This is a genomic window from Scandinavium manionii (genome assembly GCF_024764775.1).
GTDB lineage: Bacteria > Pseudomonadota > Gammaproteobacteria > Enterobacterales > Enterobacteriaceae > Scandinavium > Scandinavium manionii.
Window position 1 is genome coordinate 259,324 of record NZ_JALIGC010000036.1, and the last position, 22,563, is coordinate 281,886.

24 protein-coding genes, 1 other RNA gene and 2 pseudogenes are annotated in these 22,563 nt (G+C 53.6%); 16 read left to right on the top strand and 11 right to left on the bottom strand.

The window, feature by feature from the left end; translation table 11 throughout:
* Positions 1–460 precede the first annotated feature (460 nt).
* The 3 genes and pseudogenes from rnpB to blaBUT form a co-directional block, all read right to left on the bottom strand.
* Positions 461–839: RNase P RNA component class A (gene rnpB, locus MUU51_RS09095), an RNA gene on the bottom strand.
* Positions 832–1,008 (bottom strand): annotated as a pseudogene (locus MUU51_RS09100) (hypothetical protein); the annotation flags it as partial. The gene rnpB and the pseudogene MUU51_RS09100, both read right to left, overlap by 8 nt.
* Positions 1,009–1,150: 142 nt before the next feature.
* Positions 1,151–2,302: a BUT family class C beta-lactamase gene (blaBUT, locus tag MUU51_RS09105; protein ID WP_258967633.1), complete on the bottom strand. Its 1,152-nt coding sequence runs from the start codon at positions 2,300–2,302 to the stop codon at positions 1,151–1,153.
* A gap of 128 nt (positions 2,303–2,430) precedes the next feature.
* Between blaBUT and ampR the strand changes: the two genes are divergently transcribed.
* The 8 genes from ampR (at position 2,431) to MUU51_RS09145 (ending at position 9,804) form a co-directional block, all read left to right on the top strand.
* A complete protein-coding gene (ampR, locus tag MUU51_RS09110) occupies positions 2,431–3,303 on the top strand; it encodes a LysR family transcriptional regulator AmpR (protein ID WP_258967634.1) in 873 nt (290 codons plus the stop codon).
* A gap of 177 nt (positions 3,304–3,480) precedes the next feature.
* Entirely contained in the window at positions 3,481–4,335 is an 855-nt protein-coding gene (locus tag MUU51_RS09115) for a tagatose bisphosphate family class II aldolase (protein WP_258967635.1), read from the top strand.
* A 53-nt stretch (positions 4,336–4,388) separates the two neighbouring features.
* Positions 4,389–5,660 carry a tagatose-bisphosphate aldolase subunit GatZ gene (gene gatZ, locus MUU51_RS09120; protein WP_258967636.1) on the top strand — a complete coding sequence of 424 codons (1,272 nt, stop codon included), beginning with the start codon at positions 4,389–4,391 and terminating at the stop codon, positions 5,658–5,660.
* Positions 5,661–5,673: 13 nt separating this feature from the next.
* The gene (gene gatA / locus MUU51_RS09125) at positions 5,674–6,138 is read left to right on the top strand and encodes a PTS galactitol transporter subunit IIA (protein ID WP_159772124.1); all 465 of its coding nucleotides are present in this window, start codon (positions 5,674–5,676) and stop codon (positions 6,136–6,138) included.
* A 29-nt stretch (positions 6,139–6,167) separates the two neighbouring features.
* Positions 6,168–6,452: a PTS galactitol transporter subunit IIB gene (gene gatB / locus MUU51_RS09130; protein ID WP_159772127.1), complete on the top strand. Its 285-nt coding sequence runs from the start codon at positions 6,168–6,170 to the stop codon at positions 6,450–6,452.
* 4 nt (positions 6,453–6,456) lie between these two features.
* A complete protein-coding gene (locus MUU51_RS09135; RefSeq protein ID WP_159772130.1) occupies positions 6,457–7,830 on the top strand; it encodes a galactitol-specific PTS transporter subunit IIC in 1,374 nt (457 codons plus the stop codon).
* Positions 7,831–7,876: 46 nt separating this feature from the next.
* Positions 7,877–8,920 carry a galactitol-1-phosphate 5-dehydrogenase gene (gene gatD / locus MUU51_RS09140; RefSeq protein ID WP_258967637.1) on the top strand — a complete coding sequence of 348 codons (1,044 nt, stop codon included), beginning with the start codon at positions 7,877–7,879 and terminating at the stop codon, positions 8,918–8,920.
* 110 nt (positions 8,921–9,030) lie between these two features.
* Positions 9,031–9,804 (top strand): DeoR/GlpR family DNA-binding transcription regulator, encoded by a 774-nt coding sequence (locus MUU51_RS09145; protein ID WP_159772135.1) that lies wholly within the window; start codon positions 9,031–9,033, stop codon positions 9,802–9,804.
* 212 nt (positions 9,805–10,016) lie between these two features.
* Here MUU51_RS09145 and MUU51_RS09150 read toward each other — a convergent pair whose 3' ends face one another.
* The 3 genes and pseudogenes from MUU51_RS09150 to rsmI form a co-directional block, all read right to left on the bottom strand.
* Complete coding sequence (locus MUU51_RS09150) at positions 10,017–10,904, bottom strand: RsiV family protein (RefSeq protein WP_258967638.1); 888 nt, start codon at positions 10,902–10,904, stop codon at positions 10,017–10,019.
* Between the two features lie 198 nt (positions 10,905–11,102).
* Positions 11,103–11,246, bottom strand: a pseudogene (locus MUU51_RS09155) (LEM-3-like GIY-YIG domain-containing protein); the annotation flags it as partial.
* Between the two features lie 295 nt (positions 11,247–11,541).
* Complete coding sequence (gene rsmI, locus MUU51_RS09160; RefSeq protein ID WP_159772144.1) at positions 11,542–12,408, bottom strand: 16S rRNA (cytidine(1402)-2'-O)-methyltransferase; 867 nt, start codon at positions 12,406–12,408, stop codon at positions 11,542–11,544.
* A 63-nt stretch (positions 12,409–12,471) separates the two neighbouring features.
* Here rsmI and MUU51_RS09165 point away from each other — a divergent pair, with 63 nt between their 5' ends.
* From MUU51_RS09165 to dolP, 4 genes are read left to right on the top strand one after another with little or no spacing between them, the layout of a single operon-like run.
* Positions 12,472–14,694 carry a penicillin-binding protein activator gene (locus MUU51_RS09165; protein WP_258967639.1) on the top strand — a complete coding sequence of 741 codons (2,223 nt, stop codon included), beginning with the start codon at positions 12,472–12,474 and terminating at the stop codon, positions 14,692–14,694.
* Entirely contained in the window at positions 14,652–15,041 is a 390-nt protein-coding gene (locus MUU51_RS09170; RefSeq protein WP_258967640.1) for a YraN family protein, read from the top strand. Before MUU51_RS09165 ends, MUU51_RS09170 begins: the two co-directional genes overlap by 43 nt.
* Positions 15,042–15,067: 26 nt before the next feature.
* A complete protein-coding gene (gene diaA / locus MUU51_RS09175) occupies positions 15,068–15,658 on the top strand; it encodes a DnaA initiator-associating protein DiaA (protein ID WP_110510535.1) in 591 nt (196 codons plus the stop codon).
* A 9-nt stretch (positions 15,659–15,667) separates the two neighbouring features.
* Positions 15,668–16,243, top strand: a complete 576-nt coding sequence (dolP, locus tag MUU51_RS09180) for a division/outer membrane stress-associated lipid-binding lipoprotein (protein WP_159760174.1) — start codon at positions 15,668–15,670, stop codon at positions 16,241–16,243.
* Positions 16,244–16,272: 29 nt separating this feature from the next.
* On the opposite strand, the gene MUU51_RS09185 is transcribed toward dolP, so the two are convergent.
* Together MUU51_RS09185 and MUU51_RS09190 are read right to left on the bottom strand one after the other, a co-directional pair.
* Complete coding sequence (locus MUU51_RS09185) at positions 16,273–17,313, bottom strand: permease (RefSeq protein ID WP_258967641.1); 1,041 nt, start codon at positions 17,311–17,313, stop codon at positions 16,273–16,275.
* A gap of 39 nt (positions 17,314–17,352) precedes the next feature.
* Entirely contained in the window at positions 17,353–18,000 is a 648-nt protein-coding gene (locus MUU51_RS09190; RefSeq protein WP_258967642.1) for an NAD(P)H-binding protein, read from the bottom strand.
* A 125-nt stretch (positions 18,001–18,125) separates the two neighbouring features.
* On the opposite strand from MUU51_RS09190, the gene MUU51_RS09195 reads away from it, so the two are divergent.
* Positions 18,126–18,644 carry a type 1 glutamine amidotransferase domain-containing protein gene (locus tag MUU51_RS09195; RefSeq protein ID WP_258967643.1) on the top strand — a complete coding sequence of 173 codons (519 nt, stop codon included), beginning with the start codon at positions 18,126–18,128 and terminating at the stop codon, positions 18,642–18,644.
* Here the strand turns inward: MUU51_RS09195 and MUU51_RS09200 are convergent.
* On the bottom strand, positions 18,624–19,067 hold the full coding sequence (locus MUU51_RS09200) for a YhbP family protein (protein WP_258967644.1): 444 nt from the start codon (positions 19,065–19,067) through the stop codon (positions 18,624–18,626). The genes MUU51_RS09195 and MUU51_RS09200 overlap by 21 nt on opposite strands.
* Before the next feature lie 52 nt (positions 19,068–19,119).
* Between MUU51_RS09200 and MUU51_RS09205 the strand changes: the two genes are divergently transcribed.
* A complete protein-coding gene (locus MUU51_RS09205; RefSeq protein WP_258967645.1) occupies positions 19,120–19,404 on the top strand; it encodes a GIY-YIG nuclease family protein in 285 nt (94 codons plus the stop codon).
* Here the strand turns inward: MUU51_RS09205 and MUU51_RS09210 are convergent.
* Together MUU51_RS09210 and ubiT are read right to left on the bottom strand one after the other, a co-directional pair.
* Positions 19,391–19,894 carry a GNAT family N-acetyltransferase gene (locus MUU51_RS09210; RefSeq protein ID WP_159772163.1) on the bottom strand — a complete coding sequence of 168 codons (504 nt, stop codon included), beginning with the start codon at positions 19,892–19,894 and terminating at the stop codon, positions 19,391–19,393. The genes MUU51_RS09205 and MUU51_RS09210 overlap by 14 nt on opposite strands.
* Positions 19,888–20,412: a ubiquinone anaerobic biosynthesis accessory factor UbiT gene (gene ubiT / locus MUU51_RS09215; protein ID WP_159772166.1), complete on the bottom strand. Its 525-nt coding sequence runs from the start codon at positions 20,410–20,412 to the stop codon at positions 19,888–19,890. Before ubiT ends, MUU51_RS09210 begins: the two co-directional genes overlap by 7 nt.
* A 218-nt stretch (positions 20,413–20,630) precedes the next feature.
* Between ubiT and ubiU the strand changes: the two genes are divergently transcribed.
* Positions 20,631–21,626, top strand: coding sequence for a ubiquinone anaerobic biosynthesis protein UbiU (gene ubiU / locus MUU51_RS09220; RefSeq protein ID WP_258967646.1), 996 nt, complete (start codon positions 20,631–20,633; stop codon positions 21,624–21,626).
* An 8-nt stretch (positions 21,627–21,634) separates the two neighbouring features.
* A complete protein-coding gene (locus tag MUU51_RS09225; protein WP_445326610.1) occupies positions 21,635–22,513 on the top strand; it encodes a U32 family peptidase in 879 nt (292 codons plus the stop codon).
* The last annotated feature ends 50 nt before the right edge of the window (positions 22,514–22,563 follow it).

The following is a 22,563-nucleotide window of genomic DNA, read 5'->3' on the forward strand; positions in this document are numbered from 1 at the left end:
TATTTTTTGACCTTAAAAAAACGAATTTCATGACTTTAATTACTTACCCAAAAAGGATAGTACCAAATGAGATTTTTGGTAGGAGAGGAGCGTTCAAAAATAAATTCATTTAGTTAGAGCGATTGTAACCTGCTCCCTGTGGAATAGCGGTGCCAAAGGGCCTTGTTGCGGTTTTACCCTTATTTCCGTGTGTAGTCATGGATAATGACATGAATATCCAATGGCGCAATTGGAGAGGGTATTAAGCAAGTTTTTTGACATGCACCGCTTTGAGCTGACAAGCGTCCCAAATATCAGTACCAGTCGTGGCTTACCGTCTCGTTTGGGTATCTGAGGTAGGCGTAAAAAACGCCGTTACGCTGAAGCGTATGAGGTAGGTAACAATCGTTGATGTATCCCATTCCGTATCTCATTTATGCGTCTAAGTGCCTGAGATACATCAACTTATTGTTTTCAAAGAAGTTGAAGCTGACCGATAAGCCGGGTTCTGTCGTGGACAGTCATTCATCTAGGCCAGCAATCGCTCACTGGCTCAAGCAGCCTACCCGGGTTCAGTACGGGCCGTACCTTGTGAACCCCTATTTGGCCTTGCTCCGGGTGGAGTTTACCGTGCCACGAACTGTTACCAGTCGCGCGGTGCGCTCTTACCGCACCCTTTCACCCTTACCTGATCCCGCTTGCGCGGGCCATCGGCGGTTTGCTCTCTGTTGCACTGGTCGTGGGTTTCCCCCCCAGGCGTTACCTGGCACCCTGCCCTATGGAGCCCGGACTTTCCTCCCCTTCGCCCGTCTCCCCCCGAAAGAGGACGACGACGAAGCGGCGACTGTCTGGTCAGCTTCGGCGCGAAGTATAGAGGGTTTGCGCGGCAATGTCACCCTTCGAGCGCATCCCTATTTGCAGCGTCGCGGCCACGTTACGCGAGGTGCGCTGGATATTGTCGAATGCGCCACGAAACGCCTCGTCAAGCGTGCCGATTTGCGTCAACACACTGAACACTGCATCAATGCCAATGAGTAAGCTGGCATTTTCTGGCATGGGCTGCCTTCAGGCTATAGCCTCACAGGGACCATCGCCACCTCCCAGGTAGGTGGTTTAAAGCTGACAACAAATAACCCGGCAATGAACGCACCGCCGGGCGTTTTTTATCGGCTTATTGCAGCGTACTGAGGAGGGTATTTGCCGCTTTCACCCGCTCGGTATTCGGGTACATTTTGTTGGCCAGCATCACGATGCCGATGTGTTTTTCAGGAATGAACGCCACGTACGCGCCAAAACCGTTAGTCGACCCGGTTTTATGCACCAGAGAGGCTTTCACCGGCGCAACTGGCGGATCAATCGCCGTCACTGGCGAAGCCGCCAGCGCCACTTTATTATCGCTGCCGTTAATGACGGTCGCCGCCGCAACCGGCCAGTTCAGCATTTCCCAGCCTAAGCCCTGATACATACTGCCGCTGCGCCAGTAGCGCGACTGCGCAAGCTCCAGCCCCTTTTGCAGCGTCGGCTGTTTTACCTGCTGCGGGTTCATGTTGTATTGCACCCAGCTCGCCATATCTTCGATGGTGGATTTCACGCCGTAGGCTTCGGTATCCAGCATGCCCGGCCCGACGTGCATGGCTTTGCCATCACGATATCCCCAGGCGTAATGATTTTCTTCACTGGCCGGAACGGTGAGCCAGGTATGTTTCAGGTTCAGCGGTTGCAGAACGCGCTGACGCATCGCATCGTTAAACGTCATCCCGGATGGTTTCACCACCAGCGCACCAAACAGGCCAATGCTCGAGTTGGCGTACTGACGACGCGTTCCCGGCGCCCAGTCCGGCTGCCAGTTCTGGTAAAACTTCAGCAACGCGGCCTGATTATCGACCTCATCTGGCACCTGCAGCGGCAAGCCGCCAGCGGTGTACGTCGCCAGATCTAACAGAGTGATGCCCTTCCACTGCTTACCCGTCAGTTCTGGCCAGTATTTCGTAGCCGGGTCACTCAGCTTCACTTCCCCGCGCGCCACGATATCGCCGCCCAGCACGCCGGTGAAAGTTTTACTCACGGAGCCCAGCTCAAAAATCGTCTGCGTCGTCACCGGCTGTTTTTTCGCGATGTCGGCCACGCCGTAGGTAAAGTAGTGCGGCTTGCCCTGATAAATCACCGCCACCGCCATGCCTGGAATGGCCTGTGCTGTGATCATCGGTTTGAGCGTTTGATTGACAGCCTCTTCTAACTGTTTGTCACTCAATGTTTTTTGTGCGGAAAAGGCGGAAAAGGAGGCGCTCAGAACCAGCGCGCAGCAGAGTGTTTTTTTCATCATTGAAATTCTTCCATAAGTAACATGACAGAGAGTCTGGCACATCAGACGGGCTCAGTCTGCGGGAATTGACTGTGGCGAACAAACGATTAAATTTAGCAGTAGCCTTAAGATTTTCTAACGGAAAAAACATGACACGTAGCTACATCCCGCTAAATTCGTTGCGTGCGTTCGAAGCCGCGGTGCGACACCTTAGCTTTACTCACGCCGCCATCGAGCTCAACGTCACCCATTCGGCCATCAGCCAGCAAGTCAAAGCGCTGGAAGAACATCTGAACTGCCCGCTGTTTGTCCGCGTTTCGCGTGGATTACGGCTGACAACGGAAGGCGAAAACCTGCTGCCAGTACTGAATGATTCGTTCGATCGCATCGCGGGGATGCTGGACAGGTTCGCGGTTTCCCATGAGCGAGAAAAACTGAAAGTCGGCGTGGTGGGTACGTTTGCCACCGGATTTCTGCTTCCCCGGCTGGAGGATTTCCGGCGTTGTTATCCGTATATCGATTTGCAGTTATCCACGCACAACAACCGGGTAGACCCAGCCGCTGAAGGGCTGGACTACACCATTCGCTACGGCAACGGCGCCTGGCACGATACCGACGCCACGTTTTTATGCTCGGCCCCGCTGGCACCGCTGTGCAGCCCCGAACTGGCTGCGGCGCTGCGCACGCCGGGCGATATTCTGCAATTCACGCTGCTGCGTTCATATCGACGCGATGAATGGAATTCCTGGTTCGAGGCGGTAGGCGAACAATCTCCGTCGCCCACGCATCGGGTGATGGTTTTTGATTCGTCGGTGACGATGCTGGAAGCCGCCCAAGCCGGAATGGGTGTTGCCATCGCGCCGGTGAATATGTTCACCCACTTGTTCAACAGCGAGCGCATCACGCAACCCTTTGAATGCGAGATTAATCTCGGAAGTTACTGGCTCACGCGTTTGCAGGCCCGACCACAAACCCCGGCGATGGATGATTTCGCCCGCTGGCTGGTGAATCAGAGTTTGTAATCCCCCTTCATCAAGGGTGAACATGATTTGCCCTTTATGAATCTCCTCAACGTGAACACTTTCAAAACCCTTCCATTACTTTCGATTATTTCGTTTATTCGATCTAAATCACAAAACAACATTCCGAAAGCCTATATTTTATTTCGAAGAAAACAAACGAAAGAATTCGGAGGAAGAATGTTCATCATTTCGACCAAAGCGATGTTAAAGAAGGCCCAGCGTGAAGGATATGCCGTCCCTGCTTTCAACATCCACAATCTCGAGACGCTGCAGGTGGTGGTTGAAACCGCATCGGAGCTCCGCTCTCCGCTGATTGTGGCCGGTACCCCGGGAACGTTCAGCTACGCAGGAATTGGGAATATCGTGGCGATCGCCGCAGAACTCGCCAGAAGCTACAACCATCCTCTCGCAGTCCACCTCGATCACCATGAAAGCGAAACTGACATTGAACAAAAGGTGAAAGCAGGCGTGCGGTCGGTGATGATCGACGGTTCCCACCACGCATTTGCCGAAAATATCGCGTTAGTGAAAAGCGTTACCGACGACTGCCATCGCTATGACGTCAGCGTGGAAGCTGAGCTGGGGCGCCTGGGCGGTCAGGAAGATGATCTGACCGTTGACGCCAAAGACGCGCTGTATACCCATCCGATTCAGGCACGAGAATTCGTTGAAAAAACCGGTATTGATTCACTGGCGGTCGCCATTGGTTCCGCCCACGGGTTGTACGTTGGTGAACCCAAACTCGATTTTGATCGTCTGGCAGAAATTCGTCAGCAGGTCGATATCCCGCTGGTTTTGCATGGCGCATCAGGGCTTCCGACAGAGGATATTCGCCGCGCTATTGCGCTGGGTATTTGCAAAGTAAACGTCGCGACCGAGCTCAAAATGGCGTTCGCCAATGCTCTTAAAGACTATTTGAGCATTCACCCCGATGCTAGCGATCCTCGGCATTACATGATCCCCGCCAAATCAGCGATGAAGCAGGTCGTGCAGAAAGTCATTTTTGATTGCGGCAGTGAAGGAAAGCTGTAGCACCTGAACTTAATCATTTCATTTTAAAGACTTAACCACTTTCGGAGAACGTAGTGAAAGAGATAATTGCTCGACATAAACGCGGTGAACATTTGGGGATTTGCTCCGTTTGTTCGGCGCACCCGCTGGTCATTGAGGCCGCCTTACGTTTCGATCTGTATAGCGACAATAAAGTGCTTATCGAAGCAACTTCGAATCAGGTAAATCAGTTTGGGGGTTATACCGGAATGAAACCCGCTGACTTTCGGGACTTTGTCTATGCGATTGCGAAAGACATCGGTTTCCCATCTGAAAGGCTGATCCTCGGCGGCGATCATCTGGGGCCTAACTGCTGGCAAAACGAAGCCGCCGCAGTCGCCATGGAAAAATCCGTTGAATTGATTAGGGCCTATGTCGCGGCAGGGTTCAGCAAAATCCACCTTGATGCGTCGATGTCCTGTGCTGATGACCCTACGCCGCTCGATCCAATGGTCGTCGCTGAACGTGCAGCCATCCTTTGCAAGACCGCAGAAACCACAGTCACGGAAGAACAAAAACTCGCTCTGACGTATGTCATCGGCACCGAAGTTCCCGTTCCCGGCGGGGAAGCCAGCACCATCGGAACGGTTCATGTCACACGCGAGAAAGACGCGGCCCGCACCCTCGAAACCCATCAAATCGCCTTCCGCGCATTAGGGCTGGAAGACGCACTCAGCCGGGTGATTGCGATTGTCGTGCAGCCTGGGGTGGAATTCGATCATACCCAGATCATTCACTATCAGCCGCATGCCGCCGAAGCGTTGTCTGGCTGGATAAAGCAAACCCCGATGGTCTACGAGGCTCACTCTACGGACTATCAAACCCGTCAGGCATACCACGCGCTGGTTCGCGACCACTATGCAATCCTGAAAGTTGGCCCGGCGCTCACCTTTGCATTACGAGAAGCCATCTTTGCGTTGGCGCAAATGGAAAACGAACTGGTCTCTCCTGAGCGTCGTAGCCACGTGTTGGAAGTGATTGATGAGGTGATGCTCAACGAACCGGGTTACTGGAAGAAGTATTATCACCCGACCTGGAGCCAGGCGATGGTCGATATTCACTTCAGTCTCTCCGACCGGACCCGCTACTACTGGCCTCATCCGCGTATCAGACAGAGCGTAGAGAAACTGACTGCCAATCTGAATGAGGTCTCTCTTCCACTGGGATTAATCAGCCAGTTTATGCCGGTTCAGCTTGAACGCCTGTCCGAAGGTTCTCTCACTCTGACCCCGCACAACCTGATTATCGACAAAATTCAGGACGTACTCAGGGCCTATCGTTTTGGCTGTACGGCACAAGCAGCCTGAATCCGGAGATTTTATGAGCCAACTCTTTGTTCGAACCGGAATTAACTTCAGCTCGCGCCAGCAGGTGTTGGCGCATATTGGTGAAGAAATGCTGGCCAAAGGTGTCGTGCATGACACCTACCCAGCGGCATTGCTGGAGCGCGAAGCCGTGTACCCAACCGGCATTGCGCTTGAACATCATGCCATCGCTATCCCTCACTGCGAGGCTGAACATGCAAAATCACCGGCGTTGTATTTGATTCGTCCCACCAGCCCGGTGAAATTTCAGCAGGCTGACGATGACACGGAGATCCACGCGTCCTTAATCATCGCCCTGATCGTTGAAAACCCGACGGCACAGTTGAAGCTGCTGCGTCGTCTTTTTGGTGAGCTGCAAAACCCGGACACCCTTGAAGCGTTGCTAAGCGCCCCTGATACCGAACTGGCCACGCTATTCCGGGAAACGGTTCTGGAACCTCAACTCTGCGTTCAGAACTAATAAGAAACTGATAATAAAAGGAATACCCTATGAAACGTAAAATCATTGTGGCCTGCGGTGGTGCAGTAGCAACGTCAACCATGGCGGCAGAAGAGATTAAAGAGCTTTGCGAGTCGAACAATATCACTCTCGATTTAGTGCAATGTCGGGTAACGGAAATCGAAACTTATATGGATGGCGCAGATCTTATCTGCACCACCGCACGCGTTGATCGTACCTTTGGCGATATCCCCGTGATTCACGGTATGCCGTTTGTTTCCGGCGTCGGTATCGAAGCCCTGCAGCAAAAAATCCTGAACATCCTCGTGGGGTAACGCCATGTTTAGTGAAATAATGCGTTATATCCTCGACTTAGGCCCAACGGTGATGCTACCTCTGGTGATCATCGTTTTCTCTAAAGCACTGGGGATGAAGCTCGGCGACTGCTTTAAATCAGGGCTGCATATCGGCATTGGGTTTGTCGGTATTGGGTTGGTGATTGGTTTGATGTTGGATTCCATTGGACCTGCGGCAAAATCCATGGCGGAACAGTTCCAGATAAACCTGCACGTAGTGGATATCGGCTGGCCGGGTTCATCTCCGATGACCTGGGCCTCGCAAATTGCGCTGGTTGCCATTCCGATTGCGATTGGCGTTAACATCGTCATGCTCGTCACCCGCATGACCCGCGTCGTCAACGTCGATATCTGGAATATCTGGCACATGACCTTTACCGGCGCGATGTTGCACCTGGCTACCGGTTCATACTGGATTGGTATTCTCGGGGTCGTCCTTCACGCCGCCTTTGTCTATAAACTGGGCGACTGGTTTGCGAAAGACACGCGCGACTTTTTCGAACTCGACGGCATCGCGATCCCACACGGGTCTTCTGCTTATCTCGGGCCAATCGCCGTACTGGTCGATACGATCATTGAGAAAATCCCCGGACTTAACCGCATCCACTTCAGCGCCGATGACGTTCAGAAACGTTTTGGCCCCTTCGGCGAACCCGTCACCGTCGGCTTTGTGATGGGCCTGGTAATCGGGCTGCTGGCGGGTTATGACGCCAAAGCCGTCCTGCAACTGGCGGTGAAAACTGCAGCCGTCATGCTGCTGATGCCCCGAGTCATCAAACCGATTATGGATGGCTTAACGCCGATAGCGAAGCATGCACGTAAACGTCTGCAGGCGAAATTTGGCGGTCAGGAATTCCTGATTGGTCTGGATCCTGCGCTGCTATTGGGGCACACCTCGGTGGTCTCTGCGAGCCTGATTTTCATTCCACTGACCATTCTGATTGCCGTTCTGGTTCCGGGTAATCAGGTCCTGCCGTTTGGCGACCTGGCAACTATCGGTTTCTTCGTGGCGATGGCGGTTGCGGTTCATCAGGGCAACCTGTTCCGCACGCTAATTTCAGGCGTCATCATTATGGGGATCACGCTGTGGATTGCCACACAAACCATCGGCTTACATACCCAGCTAGCGCAAAATGCCGGAGCATTGAAAGCGGGAGGCATGGTGGCCTCAATGGACCAAGGCGGTTCGCCGATTACCTGGCTGCTTATTCAACTCTTCACCTGGCAGAACATCATCGGCTTCGTCATTATCGCCGTGGTTTACCTGACCGGCGTGCTGCTGACCTGGCGTCGGGCGCGTAACTATATCGCCTCTGAAAAAGCTGCAGCCCTTCAACAGGCCGAAAACCTCTCTTAATACTTTGGGGGGGCCTGCGCTCCCCCGCATCTTTCTGGAGAATCGTATGAAATCAGTGGTAGTCCACGCTGAGGGAAAAGTGCGCGTTGAAGAACGCCCTATTCCACAGTTAAAAACAAAGGATGACGTGCTGGTCAAAATCGTGAGTTCCGGGCTTTGCGGGTCAGATATTCCGCGTATTTTCGCCCAAGGCGCGCACTATTATCCGATAACGTTAGGACATGAATTTAGCGGTTATGTTGAATCTTACGGCTGTGAGGTGAGCGACCTGCTGCCCGGCGACGCCGTTGCCTGCGTGCCTCTCCTGCCGTGCTTTACGTGTCCGCAGTGCAAACACGGATTCTTCTCACTCTGCAAACAATATCAGTTTATCGGCTCACGCAGTGAAGGCGGAAACGCTGAATATGTGGTGGTTAAACGCGCGAACCTCTATCGTCTACCGTCGACAATGCCCATTGAGGATGGCGCGTTCATCGAGCCTATCACCGTCGGCTTGCATGCCTTCAACCTGGCTCACGGCTGCGAGGGGAAAAACGTGGTCATCGTCGGGGCAGGAACCATTGGTTTGCTAGCGATGCAGTGTGCACGTGAATTGGGTGCGAAAAGTATTACCGCGGTGGATATCAACCCGGAAAAACTTGAATTAGCCAAAACCCTGGGCTCGACTCACGCATTGAACAGCCGTGAAATGAGTGCGGCTGATATTCAATCTGTGCTCGCAGAGCATCAATTTGATCAACTGATTCTCGAAACGGCAGGCACACCGCAGACCGTCTCATTGTCGATAGAAATTGCTGGGCCACGGGCCCAGGTTGCACTGGTTGGAACACTGCATAAAGATTTGATGCTGGCATCCACCGTCTTCGGACAGATTCTCCGGAAAGAACTCACTCTGCTCGGCAGTTGGATGAATTACTCTAGCCCGTGGCCGGGGACAGAATGGGAAACAGCCACCAGGCTGTTGACAGAGAAACGCCTCCAGCTTGATCCGTTGATTGCTCATCGGGGCAATATGGAAAGTTACGCCAGCACGATTGAAGCGTTAAACGGTACAGCGATGCAGGGAAAAATTTTGCTCAGCTTGCCTTAAAAACAGGAGCCAGCTCTCAAGGCTGGCTCACGTTCACTTTCGAAATTTATCGTTCACCTTTCACAACCCTTCGATTACACTAGCCATAATTAATTGTCAGGCACATCAAGATGAACTCATTTGAACGTAGGAACAAAATAGTCGAACTGGTTCACTCTCAGGGAAGCGTATTGGTTCTGGATCTTTCGAATGCCTTTGGAACCTCAGAGGTGACTATTCGTGCAGACCTGCGTTTGCTGGAAGATAAAGGGTTAGTCACACGCTTCCATGGCGGAGCGGCGAAACCCGGAAGCAATTTAGCTGAAGCGGATACGCAGGAAGTCATGCTGGAAGATCGCTACAAGCTCGCCAGCGATCCCAAAAAGCGTATTGCGCAAGCCGCAGCAAAAATGATTACCGAAGGTATGACGGTCATTCTCGACAGTGGAAGTACAACCCTGCTGATTGCCGAAGAGCTAGTCAAGAAAACTAATATCACTGTGATCACCAACAGTCTGCCAGCCGCGTTTACCCTGGCGGAAAATAAAGACATCACACTGGTCGTGTGTGGCGGCACCGTCAGACACAAAACCCATTCGATGCACGGCACCGTTGCAGAACAGTCATTACTAGGCATTAGCGCCGATTTGATGTTTGTTGGCGCTGACGGCATTGATGCCACCAACGGCATCACGACCTTCAACGAAGGCTATTCCATCAGCAGCGTAATGGCCGCTGCCGCGCATCAGGTTATTGCCGTGCTGGATGCAACCAAATTCAACCGCCGTGGCTTCAACCAGGTGTTGCCGATGAACAAGATCAACTGTGTCATTACAGACGATAACATTAGCAAACAAGATAGAGCTGCACTGGAAAAGGCTGGTGTCGAATTAAGGACTGTTTGATTGACCGGGTGACAGGCTCGAGGAATAAGTTATTAGCCCGGTGATGTGATGATTGCCGGGCTAATGGGATCTGATGTTTCAAGAAAACTGAGTTGGATAATTTTTGTAAAAGATGGCCTGCTATGAGCGAACAACAGAATTTCTTAATCGAGTCGCCATGGGTATTAATAGCACTGCCGTGTATTAATCAGCGGGGAGCAGATCACAGTGGCTCAAAGAATATAAGCCAAGGGACCATTTTTGCTAACTACACCCCTTATGTCGTCAAGCTTAATTGGGACGTTAACAATGCCCTCTGAGCCGGGGGCAACCTCGTATTCTGAAAAGCAAAGATACATATAGTTTCCGCTGACATAGAAACACTGGTCATCGCTGACGCTTTCAAAATCGCTGGTGTAGTCCTGTATTGAGAACCAGGATTTTGCCAGCGAATTTATTGTGTTGGTGTATCCAGCCCGGAATAGATCTTTGAACTGAATGACCTCACCATTTTTTACGTTAATGTTTATGCTAGCGATGATGTTTGTGGCGCCAGCGGCACCATGTACAAACAATGATCCTTCAGCAAGAGCACTAAGCAAATTATCATCTATGGAAGATTTTACTATCTCCATGTAATAATCCTCAGTGCCATCGTACATGGTATCAACGCCAATAACTCCTTTGATGCGTTCATTGATTTTCTTTTCAATGAGGGGATCTTTTAATCCTGTAACTTCTACGTAAGTTAAATGAATATCTGCTGTTTCAAAATCCGATCCAGGGGTGTAATCAGGAATGGTTTTGTTCACTGATTTTTCAATCAGTAAAGGACGTTCGAGTTTTGCCTGTGTTTGAGTGTTGCTGCCTGCCTGGACTTTTTGTTTTCCAGATTCATGTATTTCATAAATGCTGATCCCCCCCCAAAATAAAGCCCCGATCATGGCTATAACCCCTACAAAGGTTATTATCCTGTCAAGGACTTTGTAGCTGTGTTCTTGGGTTAATTTTGACAGAATCTTTGCTTTTATTATGTTCCTGAAAATGAGCATCAATACACCAAGACTTGCGATACCGAATTCAGGAGTTGAAAGAACGGCTTTCAGCAGAGATAAAACCATACAATTCCATTTAAAATGTGATAAGAGGCACCATGAAGTTTGGCGTTATGGTTGCTCTTGGAAGGCTCTGAAGTTAAAAAAGGATTACAATATTATATTATTTAGAATTTTAATCGATAGTTTAAATTTCTTTACTTTTGCATGTTTTTATTTGATGGAATTCTGTTTCTGAATGGAACAGGATTTTGGGTCAGGGTCAACCTCACCGCGCATATGAGCAAATACGCGATTACCTTTTCCCTTACCCACGTAGAAGGTACTTCCATCTCTGGGATCGATCAGCCTGTATACATACCAGCCAAGATGTTCGATTACTCCCGGTGGAAACTCATTAATGTCCATATCGTGACTCCTATCACTAAATCATGAAGTATAAGTTATTCACAGTGCTGTCGATAAATACCCCCTACAGGCTGTAAAAAGAGGCTAACTGAAGGGTGTACTGCAATGCTACAGGGACGGTATTAACCGAAAGCATTACCCGATCTCTTCCGACATTTCTTCCGACATTTCTTCCGACATTTCTTCCGACATTTCTTCCGACATTTCTTCCGACATAGTTGTCGGAAGAAATGCTTCGGCTGGCAATACATTATTGTTTTAATCGCTACCCAGGCAAGGGTAGCGGCTCAAAACATCACTCCCCCTGCTGCTCCAGCGCGTATTTATACAACGCGTTTTTCTTCACGCCGTGGATTTCAGCGGCGATGGCAGCGGCTTTCTTCAGCGGCAGTTCGGCTTGCAGCAGCGCCAGGGTGCGAAGTGCTTCAGCGGGCAACGCGTCGTCGCTCTGCACTTTGAAACCTTCAATGATCAGCACCATTTCGCCTTTGCGGCGGTTTTCGTCTTCTTTCACCCACGCCAGCAGCTCGCCAATCGGCGCGCCGGTGATGGTTTCCCAGGTCTTTGTCAGCTCTCGGGCCAGCACCACGTAGCGGCTTTCACCCAGCACCGTGCAGATATCTTCCAGGCTTTCCAGCAGTCGATGGGTAGATTCGTAGAAAATCAGCGTGCGGGGTTCGTTTTCCAATGCACGCAGTGCATCGCGACGGCCTTTTGATTTGGCTGGCAGGAAGCCTTCGTAGCAGAATTTATCGGATGGCAGGCCCGCCGCACTCAGCGCCGCGATAGCCGCACATGGGCCTGGCAGCGGCACCACACGAATGCCCGCTTCACGACAGGTACGCACCAGGTGATAACCCGGATCGTTAATCAGCGGCGTTCCGGCATCGGAAACCAACGCGATGTTCTGCCCTTCTTTCAGCTTCGCCAGAAGTGTTTCAGCCTTTTGCTGTTCATTGTGGTCATGAAGGGCAAATAAACGGGCATTAATGGCAAAATGTTGCAGCAGTAAACCGGTATGACGAGTATCTTCCGCAGCAATGAGATCAACAGCTTGCAGTATTTCCAGCGCACGTTGGGTGATGTCGCCAAGGTTACCGATTGGCGTGGGTACAATATAGAGCTGACCCTGAGAATTGTCCGCTGATTCGCGTTGTTTCATTGTTTAGTCCGTATTGCCGATTTAATATTGAGCATTGAGCTAAAAAAATATCACTGGATACGTATGGTACCGTCAACATTTCTTCGTTCTAAAGCCGCGCGCTGTCTGCCTGTTGTGCTGGCCACGTTACTTTTCGCTGGCTGTGGCACCCAGCATAGCGCCGATCAGAGCACCGCTCACCTCGAAGGGAGCGCGCAGGCCGATTCCGGTTACTACCTGCAGCAGATGCAGCAAAGTTCAGATGATAGCAAGACCACCTGGCAATTACTCGCCATTCGTGCACTGCTGAAAGAAGGCAAGAGCCAACAGGCGCTGGAGCTGTATGGTCAGCTGCCGCAGGACCTGAACGCCTCTCAGCGTCAGGAACAGTCGCTGTTGGCACCTGAAATCAAGCTCTCGCAGAAAGACTTTGCCGGTGCGCAAGCGCTGCTCGCTAAGATTGAAGTGGCAAACCTTGATAGCAACCAGCGGGCCCGTTACTGGCAGGATGTGATTGTCGCCCAGCAAGGCCAACCATCGCTGACGCTGCTGCGTGCCCTGATTGCTCAGGAGCCACTGCTGGCTTCCGCGCAGGATAAGCAAAAAAATATTGATGCCACCTGGCAGGCGCTCTCATCCATGACCAAAGAGCAGGCCGCGACGCTGGTGATTAACGCCGACGAAAACGTGTTGCAGGGTTGGCTGGATCTCCAGCGCGTGTGGTTTGATAACCGTAACGATCCGGACATGATGAAAGCCGGGATCCAGGACTGGAAAACCCGTTACCCGCAGAACCCTGGCGCGAAAATGCTGCCAACTCAGCTGGTCAACGTGCAGAACTTTAAACCCGCTTCTACCGCGAAAATCGCCCTGTTCTTACCGTTAAACGGTCAGGCGGCAGTGTATGGTCGGACTATTCAGCAGGGCTTTGAAGCCGCTAAGAATGGCAGCGCTGGCGCAGTCAGCGGCAGTGCGGTGCCGGAACAAACGGCGCAGGCGGCATCCGTTCAGGACAGTAACGCCGTAGTGAGCCCTTCCCAGGCAGAAGTGAGCGATTTAACCGCCAGCCAACCGGCGGCGGACGCGCAGGCTCAGCCAGCCATCGGTTCGCAGGCAAGACCGGTACAGGCGCCGGGCACCGGACAGGACGCAGCACCTGCTGCGACTCCGGCCCAACCTGACGTCCAGGCTCCAGTCACTCAGCAGCCTGTCAGCACGCCAGCGGCAACAACGCCAGCAGAAACTGCACCTGTCAGCACAGATGCAGCCGCTGCGCCTCAATCCGTAGCGCAGCCAACGGCACAACCCGCAGTAGCCGCTGTTCCGGCGAATCCGTCAGCGAACATTAAGGTTTACGACACCACTACCGCCCCGCTGGATCAGCTGCTTAATCAGGCTCAGCAGGATGGCGCAACGCTGGTTGTCGGCCCGCTGCTGAAAAATGAAGTGGAGTCGCTGACCAAGAGCAACACAAGCCTGAACGTGCTGGCGCTCAATGAGCCTGAAAGCGTGCAGAATCGCGCGAACATTTGCTACTTCGCCCTCTCCCCGGAAGATGAAGCGCGCGATGCGGCGCATCATATTCACGATCAGGGCAAACAGGCGCCGCTGGTATTGATTCCACGCAGCGCCTTTGGCGATCGCGTGGCAAACGCCTTTGCGCAGGAATGGCAAAAAATCGGCGGCGGCGTGGTGCTGGAGCAGAAATTTGGTTCGGTGAATGAACTGCGCGGCAACGTGAACGGCGGCGGCGGTATTGCCCTGACCGGCAGCCCAATCAGTGCCAGCCTGCCGCAGCAGCAAGCGGTGACTATCGGCGGCCTGACGATCCCGGCGCCACCGAGCGATGCGCAGATCTCCAGCGGCGGTAAAGTGGATGCGGCGTATATTGTCGCCACGCCGGACGAAATCGCCTACATCAAACCGATGATCGCCATGCGTAACGGCAGCCAGAGCGGCGCAACGTTATATGCCAGCTCGCGCAGCGCGCAGGGTACCGCAGGCCCGGATTTCCGTCTGGAAATGGACGGCTTACAGTTCAGCGAAATCCCAATGCTGGCAGGCAGCAACCCGGCATTGATGCAGCAGGCGCTTGGCGCGGTACGTAACGATTACTCACTGGCTCGTCTGTACGCAATGGGCGCTGATGCCTGGGCGCTGGCGAATCACTTCTCACAGATGCGTCAGGTGCCAGGCTTCGAGCTGAACGGTAACACGGGCGATCTGACCGCCACTCAGGATTGTGTGATCAACAGGAAGTTGTCATGGCTCAAATACCAGCAGGGACAGATGGTGCCGGCAAACTAAGTCGGAAGCAGACCGGTGACGCGTGGGAACAGGAAGCGCGTCGCTGGCTGGAACGCAAAGGACTGCGCTTTATCGCCGCCAATGTGCGTTCGCGCGGCGGCGAAATCGACCTGATAATGAAAGACGGTGCGGTAACGGTGTTTGTTGAAGTCCGTTATCGCAGCAGCGCGCATTATGGCGGCGCAACCGCCAGTGTGACACGCAGCAAACAAACAAAATTATTACAGACGGCGCGCTTGTGGCTTGCCCGCCACAACGGGAGTTTTGAGACTACGGATTGTCGGTTCGATGTGATAGCCTTCACCGGTAGTCAGATCGAATGGTTAACAAACGCCTTTGGCGAATAGCGTCACTCAAGAATTTAAGGGACATCGTGCTCGACAGAATCAAAGCCTGCTTTACGGAAAGCATTCAGACCCAAATCGCAGCAGCAGAAGCGCTTCCGGACGCTATTTCCCGGGCCGCCATGACGCTGGTGCAGTCCTTACTTAACGGCAACAAAATCCTCTGTTGTGGCAACGGCACGTCAGCCGCCAACGCACAGCATTTTGCTGCCTGCATGATTAACCGTTTTGAAACAGAACGCCCTGGTTTACCTGCCATTGCACTTAATACCGATAATGTGGTCTTAACGGCGATTGCAAACGATCGTCTTCACGATGAAGTGTATGCAAAACAGGTACGTGCGCTGGGTCATGCGGGTGACGTGCTGCTGGCGATATCCACGCGCGGAAACAGCCGCGATATCGTCAAAGCGGTCGAAGCCGCTGTGACGCGCGATATGACTATCGTGGCATTGACGGGCTATGACGGGGGAGAGCTGGCTGGCCTGTTGGGCCCGCAAGATGTGGAAATCCGCATCCCCTCACACCGTGGCGCGCGCATTCAGGAGATGCACATGCTGACGGTTAACTGTTTATGCGATCTGATTGATAACACCCTTTTCCCACACCAGGACGATTAAGGAGTACTCATGAAGGCATTTTCGCCCCTCGCGGTCCTTATTTCCGCGCTGCTGCTTCAGGGATGCGTTGCTGCGGCAGTGGTCGGTACGGCTGCGGTCGGCACTAAGGCCGCCACGGATCCACGCACAGTGGGCACGCAGGTCGATGACAGCACGCTGGAACTGCGCGTTAATAGCGCCCTGAACAAAGATGAACAACTGAAGAAAGAAGCGCGCGTGAACGTTATGGCCTGGCAAGGTAAAGTCCTGCTGACCGGCCAGGCACCGTCTACTGATTTGGCATCGCAGGCCAAGCAGATAGCGATGGGTGTCGACGGCACGACGGAAGTGTTTAACGAAATCCGTCAGGGCCAGCCGATTGGGCTGGGCACCGCGTCTTCAGACACCTGGATTACCACCAAAGTCCGTTCGCAGATGTTGGGCAGCGACCAGGTGAAATCCTCTGCAGTGAAAGTCACAACCGAAAACGGTGAAGTGTTCCTGATGGGGACATTGACCGACCGTGAAGGCAAAGCCGCGGCGGATATCGCCAGCCGCGTCAGCGGCGTGAAACACGTCACTACCGCCTTTACCTTCATCCAGTAAAGACCAAGCCCGGCACCTGCCGGGCCTTTTTATATCAACGCTATCCCGCCGGTTATCACCCCACTCAACACCACCAGTCCACCCGACAGCCACAAGGCTTTAGCCGGGAATGCTTGACGCAGCATGACCAGTGACGGAAGACTGAGTGCAGGCAGCGTAATCAGTAACGCCAGCCCTGGCGCTACGCCCATTCCAGTGAGCATCATGGTCTGAACAATCGGGATTTCCGCCGCCGTCGGAATGACAAACAAACAGCCCGCCACCGCCATCGCAATCACCCAAAACAGCGTGTTGCCGACGATGCCATCCGCATGAGGGAACAGCCAGACCCGGGCCGCACCGAGAATAAGCACTGCAATGATGTACACCGGGATGGTGTTCCAGAACAGCGTCCACAAGGCTTTAACCCAGCGGGAGAAGAACGGTGCGGAATCGGTCTCTGTCGGCATATCAACCGGAACCGACTCGGCGCTGGCCGGCTCTTTCACCCATTTTTGAACCAGCGTTGCGACCATCAGCACCGTCGCTAAACCGGCCACCAGTCGAATCAACGTGAACTGCCACCCGAGCACAAAGCCCATGAACACCAGCGTCGCCGGGTTCAGCAATGGGTTTCCCAGCCAGAAAGCCAGCGCACCGCCCATGGAAACCTGCTGACGGCGCATTCCCGCCGCCACCGGTGCGGCGCAGCAGGTACACATCATTCCGGGAAGAGAAAAGAGCGTGCCGAGCAGCGTGCCGCGAAAACGCGGTTGTCCGAGTGTACGCAACAGCCAGTCGCGCGGGATCAGCACCTGAATCAGCGAGCCGAGCAAGACACCCAGCACCGCGGCTTTCCAGACCGCAAGAAAGTAGACCATCGCGTAATCCAGCGCGGCCTGCCACGGGCTGTCTGCCGCCTGCGCCAGAATCGATTTACCGATGTTGTGCGTATCCGCTGCGGTGAATGCTTTGCCGTAATACGGCTGCCATTTCACATACCAGAGGCCGACGATGACGACGAGGAAAAAAAGTGCAGGCTTCCACCACGCCAGTGGGGAAGATGCCTGTGAGGAAGACTGACCAGCCATACCATGCTCCAGGAAGGACAAACGATGTGACGCAGGATGTTACGCCTGGCCCGCCGCCATTTCACGTAATTTTGCTGAGGTGATGATGTTCACCCCCTGTTTTGCGGGTGAGAACGCATCTATCAGCATGGCTTTGGCGACGTCGCGTGCGTCGATGGATTTCCAGTTTCCGGGCAAAAACGCAAACAGCGGCGCCATCAGCGATTCATTCAGGCGTCGATTTTCCCTGTCGCCCAGCAGCATTGACGGACGCGCAATGGTGAGATGCGACCAGTTCTGCGCGATCAACGCCTCTTCCATTTCGCCCTTCACGCGATTGTAGAAAAACGGCGACCGGGCGTTTGCGCCGATTGCGCTGACCACCAGCATGTGGCGTGCGCCCAGCCGCTGGCCGGTGAGCGCGGTATCGACCACCAGCGTGTAATCAGCATGCACGAACGCCTCTTTGCTGCCAGCTTCACGCCTGGTGGTGCCGAGGCAGCAAAACACGATATCTACCGGGGAAGTGACCGTTGCCAGCGCATCCGTGAGTTGCGGATCGTGAGGGTTAATCACACCGTCGGGCACCTCTTGCAACGGGCGGCGGGTGGCGGCGGTAATCTGCGTGATGCGCGGCTCCAGCGTCATCATCCGCAGTAAGTGCCCACCAACCAAACCAGTCGCACCCGTAATCAATACGTGACTCATAGGAACCCCTTTGCAGATTTATCCGTATGGTGAATGTCGGTGTATGAACCAGACTTAATATTCTGAGTCATTATCGACCATTACTGGAGAATTTACGTCTCTGAAACCAAAACAACGGAGGAAACATGAGCAAGAAAATTGCAGTCCTGATTACCGACGAGTTTGAAGATTCAGAGTTTGCCTCGCCTGCCGCAGAGTTCAAAAAAGCGGGCCATCAGGTTATCACCATCGAAAAACAGGCCGGTAAAACGGTCAAAGGTAAGAAAGGCGAAACCAGCGTCACCATTGATAAATCCATCGATGAATCGCGTCCCGCTGACTTCGATGCCCTGCTGCTTCCCGGCGGCTATTCGCCTGACCAGCTGCGCGGTGACGAGCGTTTTGTCACCTTCACCCGCGACTTTATTAACAGCGGCAAACCGGTCTTTGCCATCTGCCACGGCCCGCAGCTTTTAATCAGCGCGGATGTCATTCGTGGGCGTAAATTGACCGCCGTAAAACCGATTGTGGTGGACGTTAAAAACGCGGGCGGTGATTTTTACGATCAGGAAGTGGTTGTGGATAAAGATCAGCTGGTAACCAGTCGGACACCGGATGATCTTCCGGCGTTTAACCGCGAAGCGTTACGCCTGCTCGGCGTCTGACCCGCGTAACCAGTTCAGTTTCTTACCAAATCCCAGGGTGTTGTCCGTGAATTTCAGTTCATCAAGACGAATTTCCCACACCGGGGCGGGCATCATTTTGGCGACGGGAAAACGGCGGTTATAGCGCTGACGAGCATTTTCGCTTTCCTCTCCGGAAAGCAGACGGATTTCACCGCGAAACTGCACGCCACGAATTAACGCCACCATTTTGGGCTGGCCATTGACGGTGCCTGCAACGGGTGCGCAATGGCCGCTCATTTGCGCGTGGCGGGTGGTTTCTTCGCTAAGAAGGTAGAAAGCGACCTTTTCACTGTCGTAGAGATAAAATGCACAAGCAGCCCACAACTCGCCGTCCTTCGCTACGCTCCAGCTGACAACATGCTGTTTTTCCAGCCATCGACTGATAGCGGCCAGTGACTCCATTTTTGCTCTCCCGCGTGCTATGGTGCGCTCACCTTAACACAGGAGCAGGAACGTGTGCTGGTTTGTCTATTTGATTCGAAGCCCTGATAACCGTCTCTATACAGGCATTACAACCGACGTTGAACGCCGTCTGGCGCAGCATCAGAGCGGTAAGGGTGCGAAAGCATTACGGGGAAAGGGAGAACTGGCGATCGCCTTCTCCAGAGAGGTTGGTGACCACTCACTTGCATTACGCGTGGAATATCAGATTAAACAGCTGACGAAGCGCCACAAAGAGCGCCTCGTCGCCGGGGATGCCTCGTTTGAAGCGCTGCTGGAGCGCCTCAGAGACGATTAAAGTGGTCGCAGTATTCTACCTGGCCGTGCACGCCGTTCAGCGCGTCATCCGCCAGCGGGCGCAGTTGGAACGCAGCTTCAGTACCCGGCCAACGGCAGCGTAAATCATAACGGGCCGCCGGTTGAAAGCCCAGTTTACCGTACAGTGCCGGGTCGCCAAGCGTGACAACGGCGGCATAGCCGAACTCGTTCAGTGAATCGAGCCCTTCGTAGACCAGCTGGCGGCCAATGCCCTGCCCCTGATATGCTTTATCAACGGCCAGCGGCGCCAGTCCGACCCACTGCAACTCTTCGCCTTCGATGCTTACCGGACTGAAGGCAACATAGCCGACAACCCGTCCTTCGTCATCCGTGGCGACCAGACCCAATGTAATCAGGCCATCTTCCCGCAGGGATTGCACCAATTCAGCTTCACCGTCGCTCTCAAACGAACGGCGCAGCAGGGCATCAATGCCCGGTGCGTCTATCCCAATTTCCACTCGAATCAGCATGGCTCACCTACCGATGTGTGTCTGGTTTGTGACGGGTTCTGCTGCCCCGCCTCAACAAAGTCCGCCAGTTGCAGCAGCATGATACGCAGTGCCTTTGGCATCTGCTCAAGCTCAATGGCGTCCATCAGGTTTTTGACGTACAGCCCTAATTCCGTGTCACCCTCAATCACTAAGCGGCGCTGGAAAAAGAGCGTATCCGGATCCTGCTTGCGTGCCGCAATCATCAGCAAATCGCTGGCGTCTGCGCTGAAGCTCACATCGGCATCTGCGGAATCGCTGACAATCAGGCGGTCATTTTCTACGGAGGTGAACCAGCGCAGGCCAATATCGCGCACATCAATGCTTAACCAACGGCCTTCCAGAAAATCCAGTTCGCCTTCCGCTAACGCCTGGCGGAACTGCCAGCTTAGCACCTGTTCCAGTACCTGACGTTTTAAGGCGAACGGGGTGACTTTCACCGGGACGCTCATCAGAGTCGGGCCCATCTGTACCAGGCGTGAACGCAGTTTATCCAACACGAGCTTTACTCCCTCAATGCAACAGTCCGGTTATTCTGCCACAACCGCGAAACAACATAGCGGCGTAAATCAACAATTCTGTAAGAGGCTATGCCGCATTATTGGCAGCATCATTCCGCTTTTAACTGCCTCAAATCAAAAATAGTCGACGATGGGTTAACTAAAATCCCAGTTCGTTAACAATCGCGGCCCTGCGGGTCGCTGCCTCAGGAAATATTATGGAGCTGCTCTGCCCTGCCGGAAACCTCCCGGCGCTTAAGGCGGCCATCGAAAACGGTGCCGACGCGGTATACATCGGACTGAAAGATGACACCAACGCCCGTCATTTTGCCGGCCTTAACTTTACCGAAAAAAAACTGCAGGAAGCGGTCAGCTTTGTACATCAGCACCGCCGGAAGCTACATATCGCCATCAATACTTTTGCGCATCCAGACGGTTATGTTCGCTGGCAGCGCGCGGTGGATATGGCCGCACAGCTCGGTGCCGATGCGCTGATCCTCGCGGATATCGCGATGCTGGAGTACGCCGCCGAGCGCTATCCGCACATTGAGCGTCACGTTTCCGTGCAGGCTTCTGCGACCAATGAAGAGGCGATTCGCTTCTATCATCGTAACTTTGACGTCGCCCGCGTGGTGCTGCCCCGCGTGTTATCTATCCATCAGGTTAAGCAACTGGCGCGCACCACGCCAGTTCCGCTGGAAGTATTTGCCTTTGGCAGCCTGTGTATTATGGCTGAAGGCCGTTGTTTTCTCTCCTCCTGGTTAACGGGGGAGTCACCGAATACTGTGGGTGCGTGTTCTCCGGCGAAGTACGTGCGCTGGCAGCAAACACCGCAGGGGCTGGAGTCTCGCCTCAACGATGTACTGATTGACCGTTATCAGGACGGTGAAAATGCCGGTTATCCGACGCTGTGCAAAGGTCGGTACATGGTCGACGGGCAACGCTTTCACGTGCTCGAAGAGCCGACCAGCCTCAATACGCTGGAACTACTGCCGGAACTGCTCGCGGCAAATATTGCGTCGGTGAAAATCGAAGGCCGCCAGCGCAGCCCGGCGTATGTCAGCCAGGTGGCGAAGGTGTGGCGTCAGGCCATTGACCGCTGCATGGCCGACCCGCAAAACTTTGTGCCGCAATCCGCCTGGATGGACACGCTCGGCGCGATGTCCGAAGGCACCCAGACCACGCTTGGTGCATATCACCGTAAATGGCAGTAAGGAACGTGATGAAATATTCATTAGGGCCAGTGCTCTATTATTGGTCAAAAGAGACACTGGAAGACTTTTACCAGCAGGCAGCCCACAGCAGTGCCGATACCATTTATCTCGGTGAAGCAGTGTGCAGCAAACGTCGCGCTACCAAAGTGGGCGACTGGCTGGATATGGCGAAAAGCCTGGCGGGCGCCGGCAAACAGGTCGTGCTGTCGACGCTGGCGCTGGTTCAGGCCTCTTCCGAACTCAATGAGCTGAAACGCTACGTTGATAATGGGGATTTCTTGATTGAGGCCAGCGACCTTGGCGTGGTGAACCTGTGTGCCGATCGTAATCTGCCGTTCGTCGCTGGACACGCCCTGAACTGCTATAACGCCGTGACCCTACGCCTGTTGCAAAAACAGGGCATGATGCGCTGGTGTATGCCAGTCGAGCTTTCCCGTGACTGGCTGGTGAACATGCTCAAACAGTGCGAAGAACTGGGCATTCGCAATAAGTTTGAAGTGGAAGTTTTGAGCTACGGCCACCTGCCACTGGCGTACTCCGCCCGCTGCTTTACCGCCCGCTCGGAAGACAAGCCGAAGGACGAGTGCGAAACCTGCTGCATCAAATACCCTAACGGGCGCGATATGCTGTCACAGGAAAATCAGCAGGTGTTTGTGCTGAACGGCATTCAGACCATGAGTGGCTACGTTTACAACCTCGGCAATGAGCTGAAATCGATGGACGGCCTGGTGGATATGGTTCGCTTGTCACCGATGGACACCGATACCTTCGCGATGATTGATGCCTTCCGCGCCAATGAAAACGGTGCCGCTCCGCTCGCGCTAGAAGCGCACAGCGACTGTAACGGCTACTGGAAACGTCTGGCTGGACTCGAACTGCAGGCATAAAAAAAGCTCACTTTGTTAACGACGGTTATCGGTTTGTAATGCAGTATTAA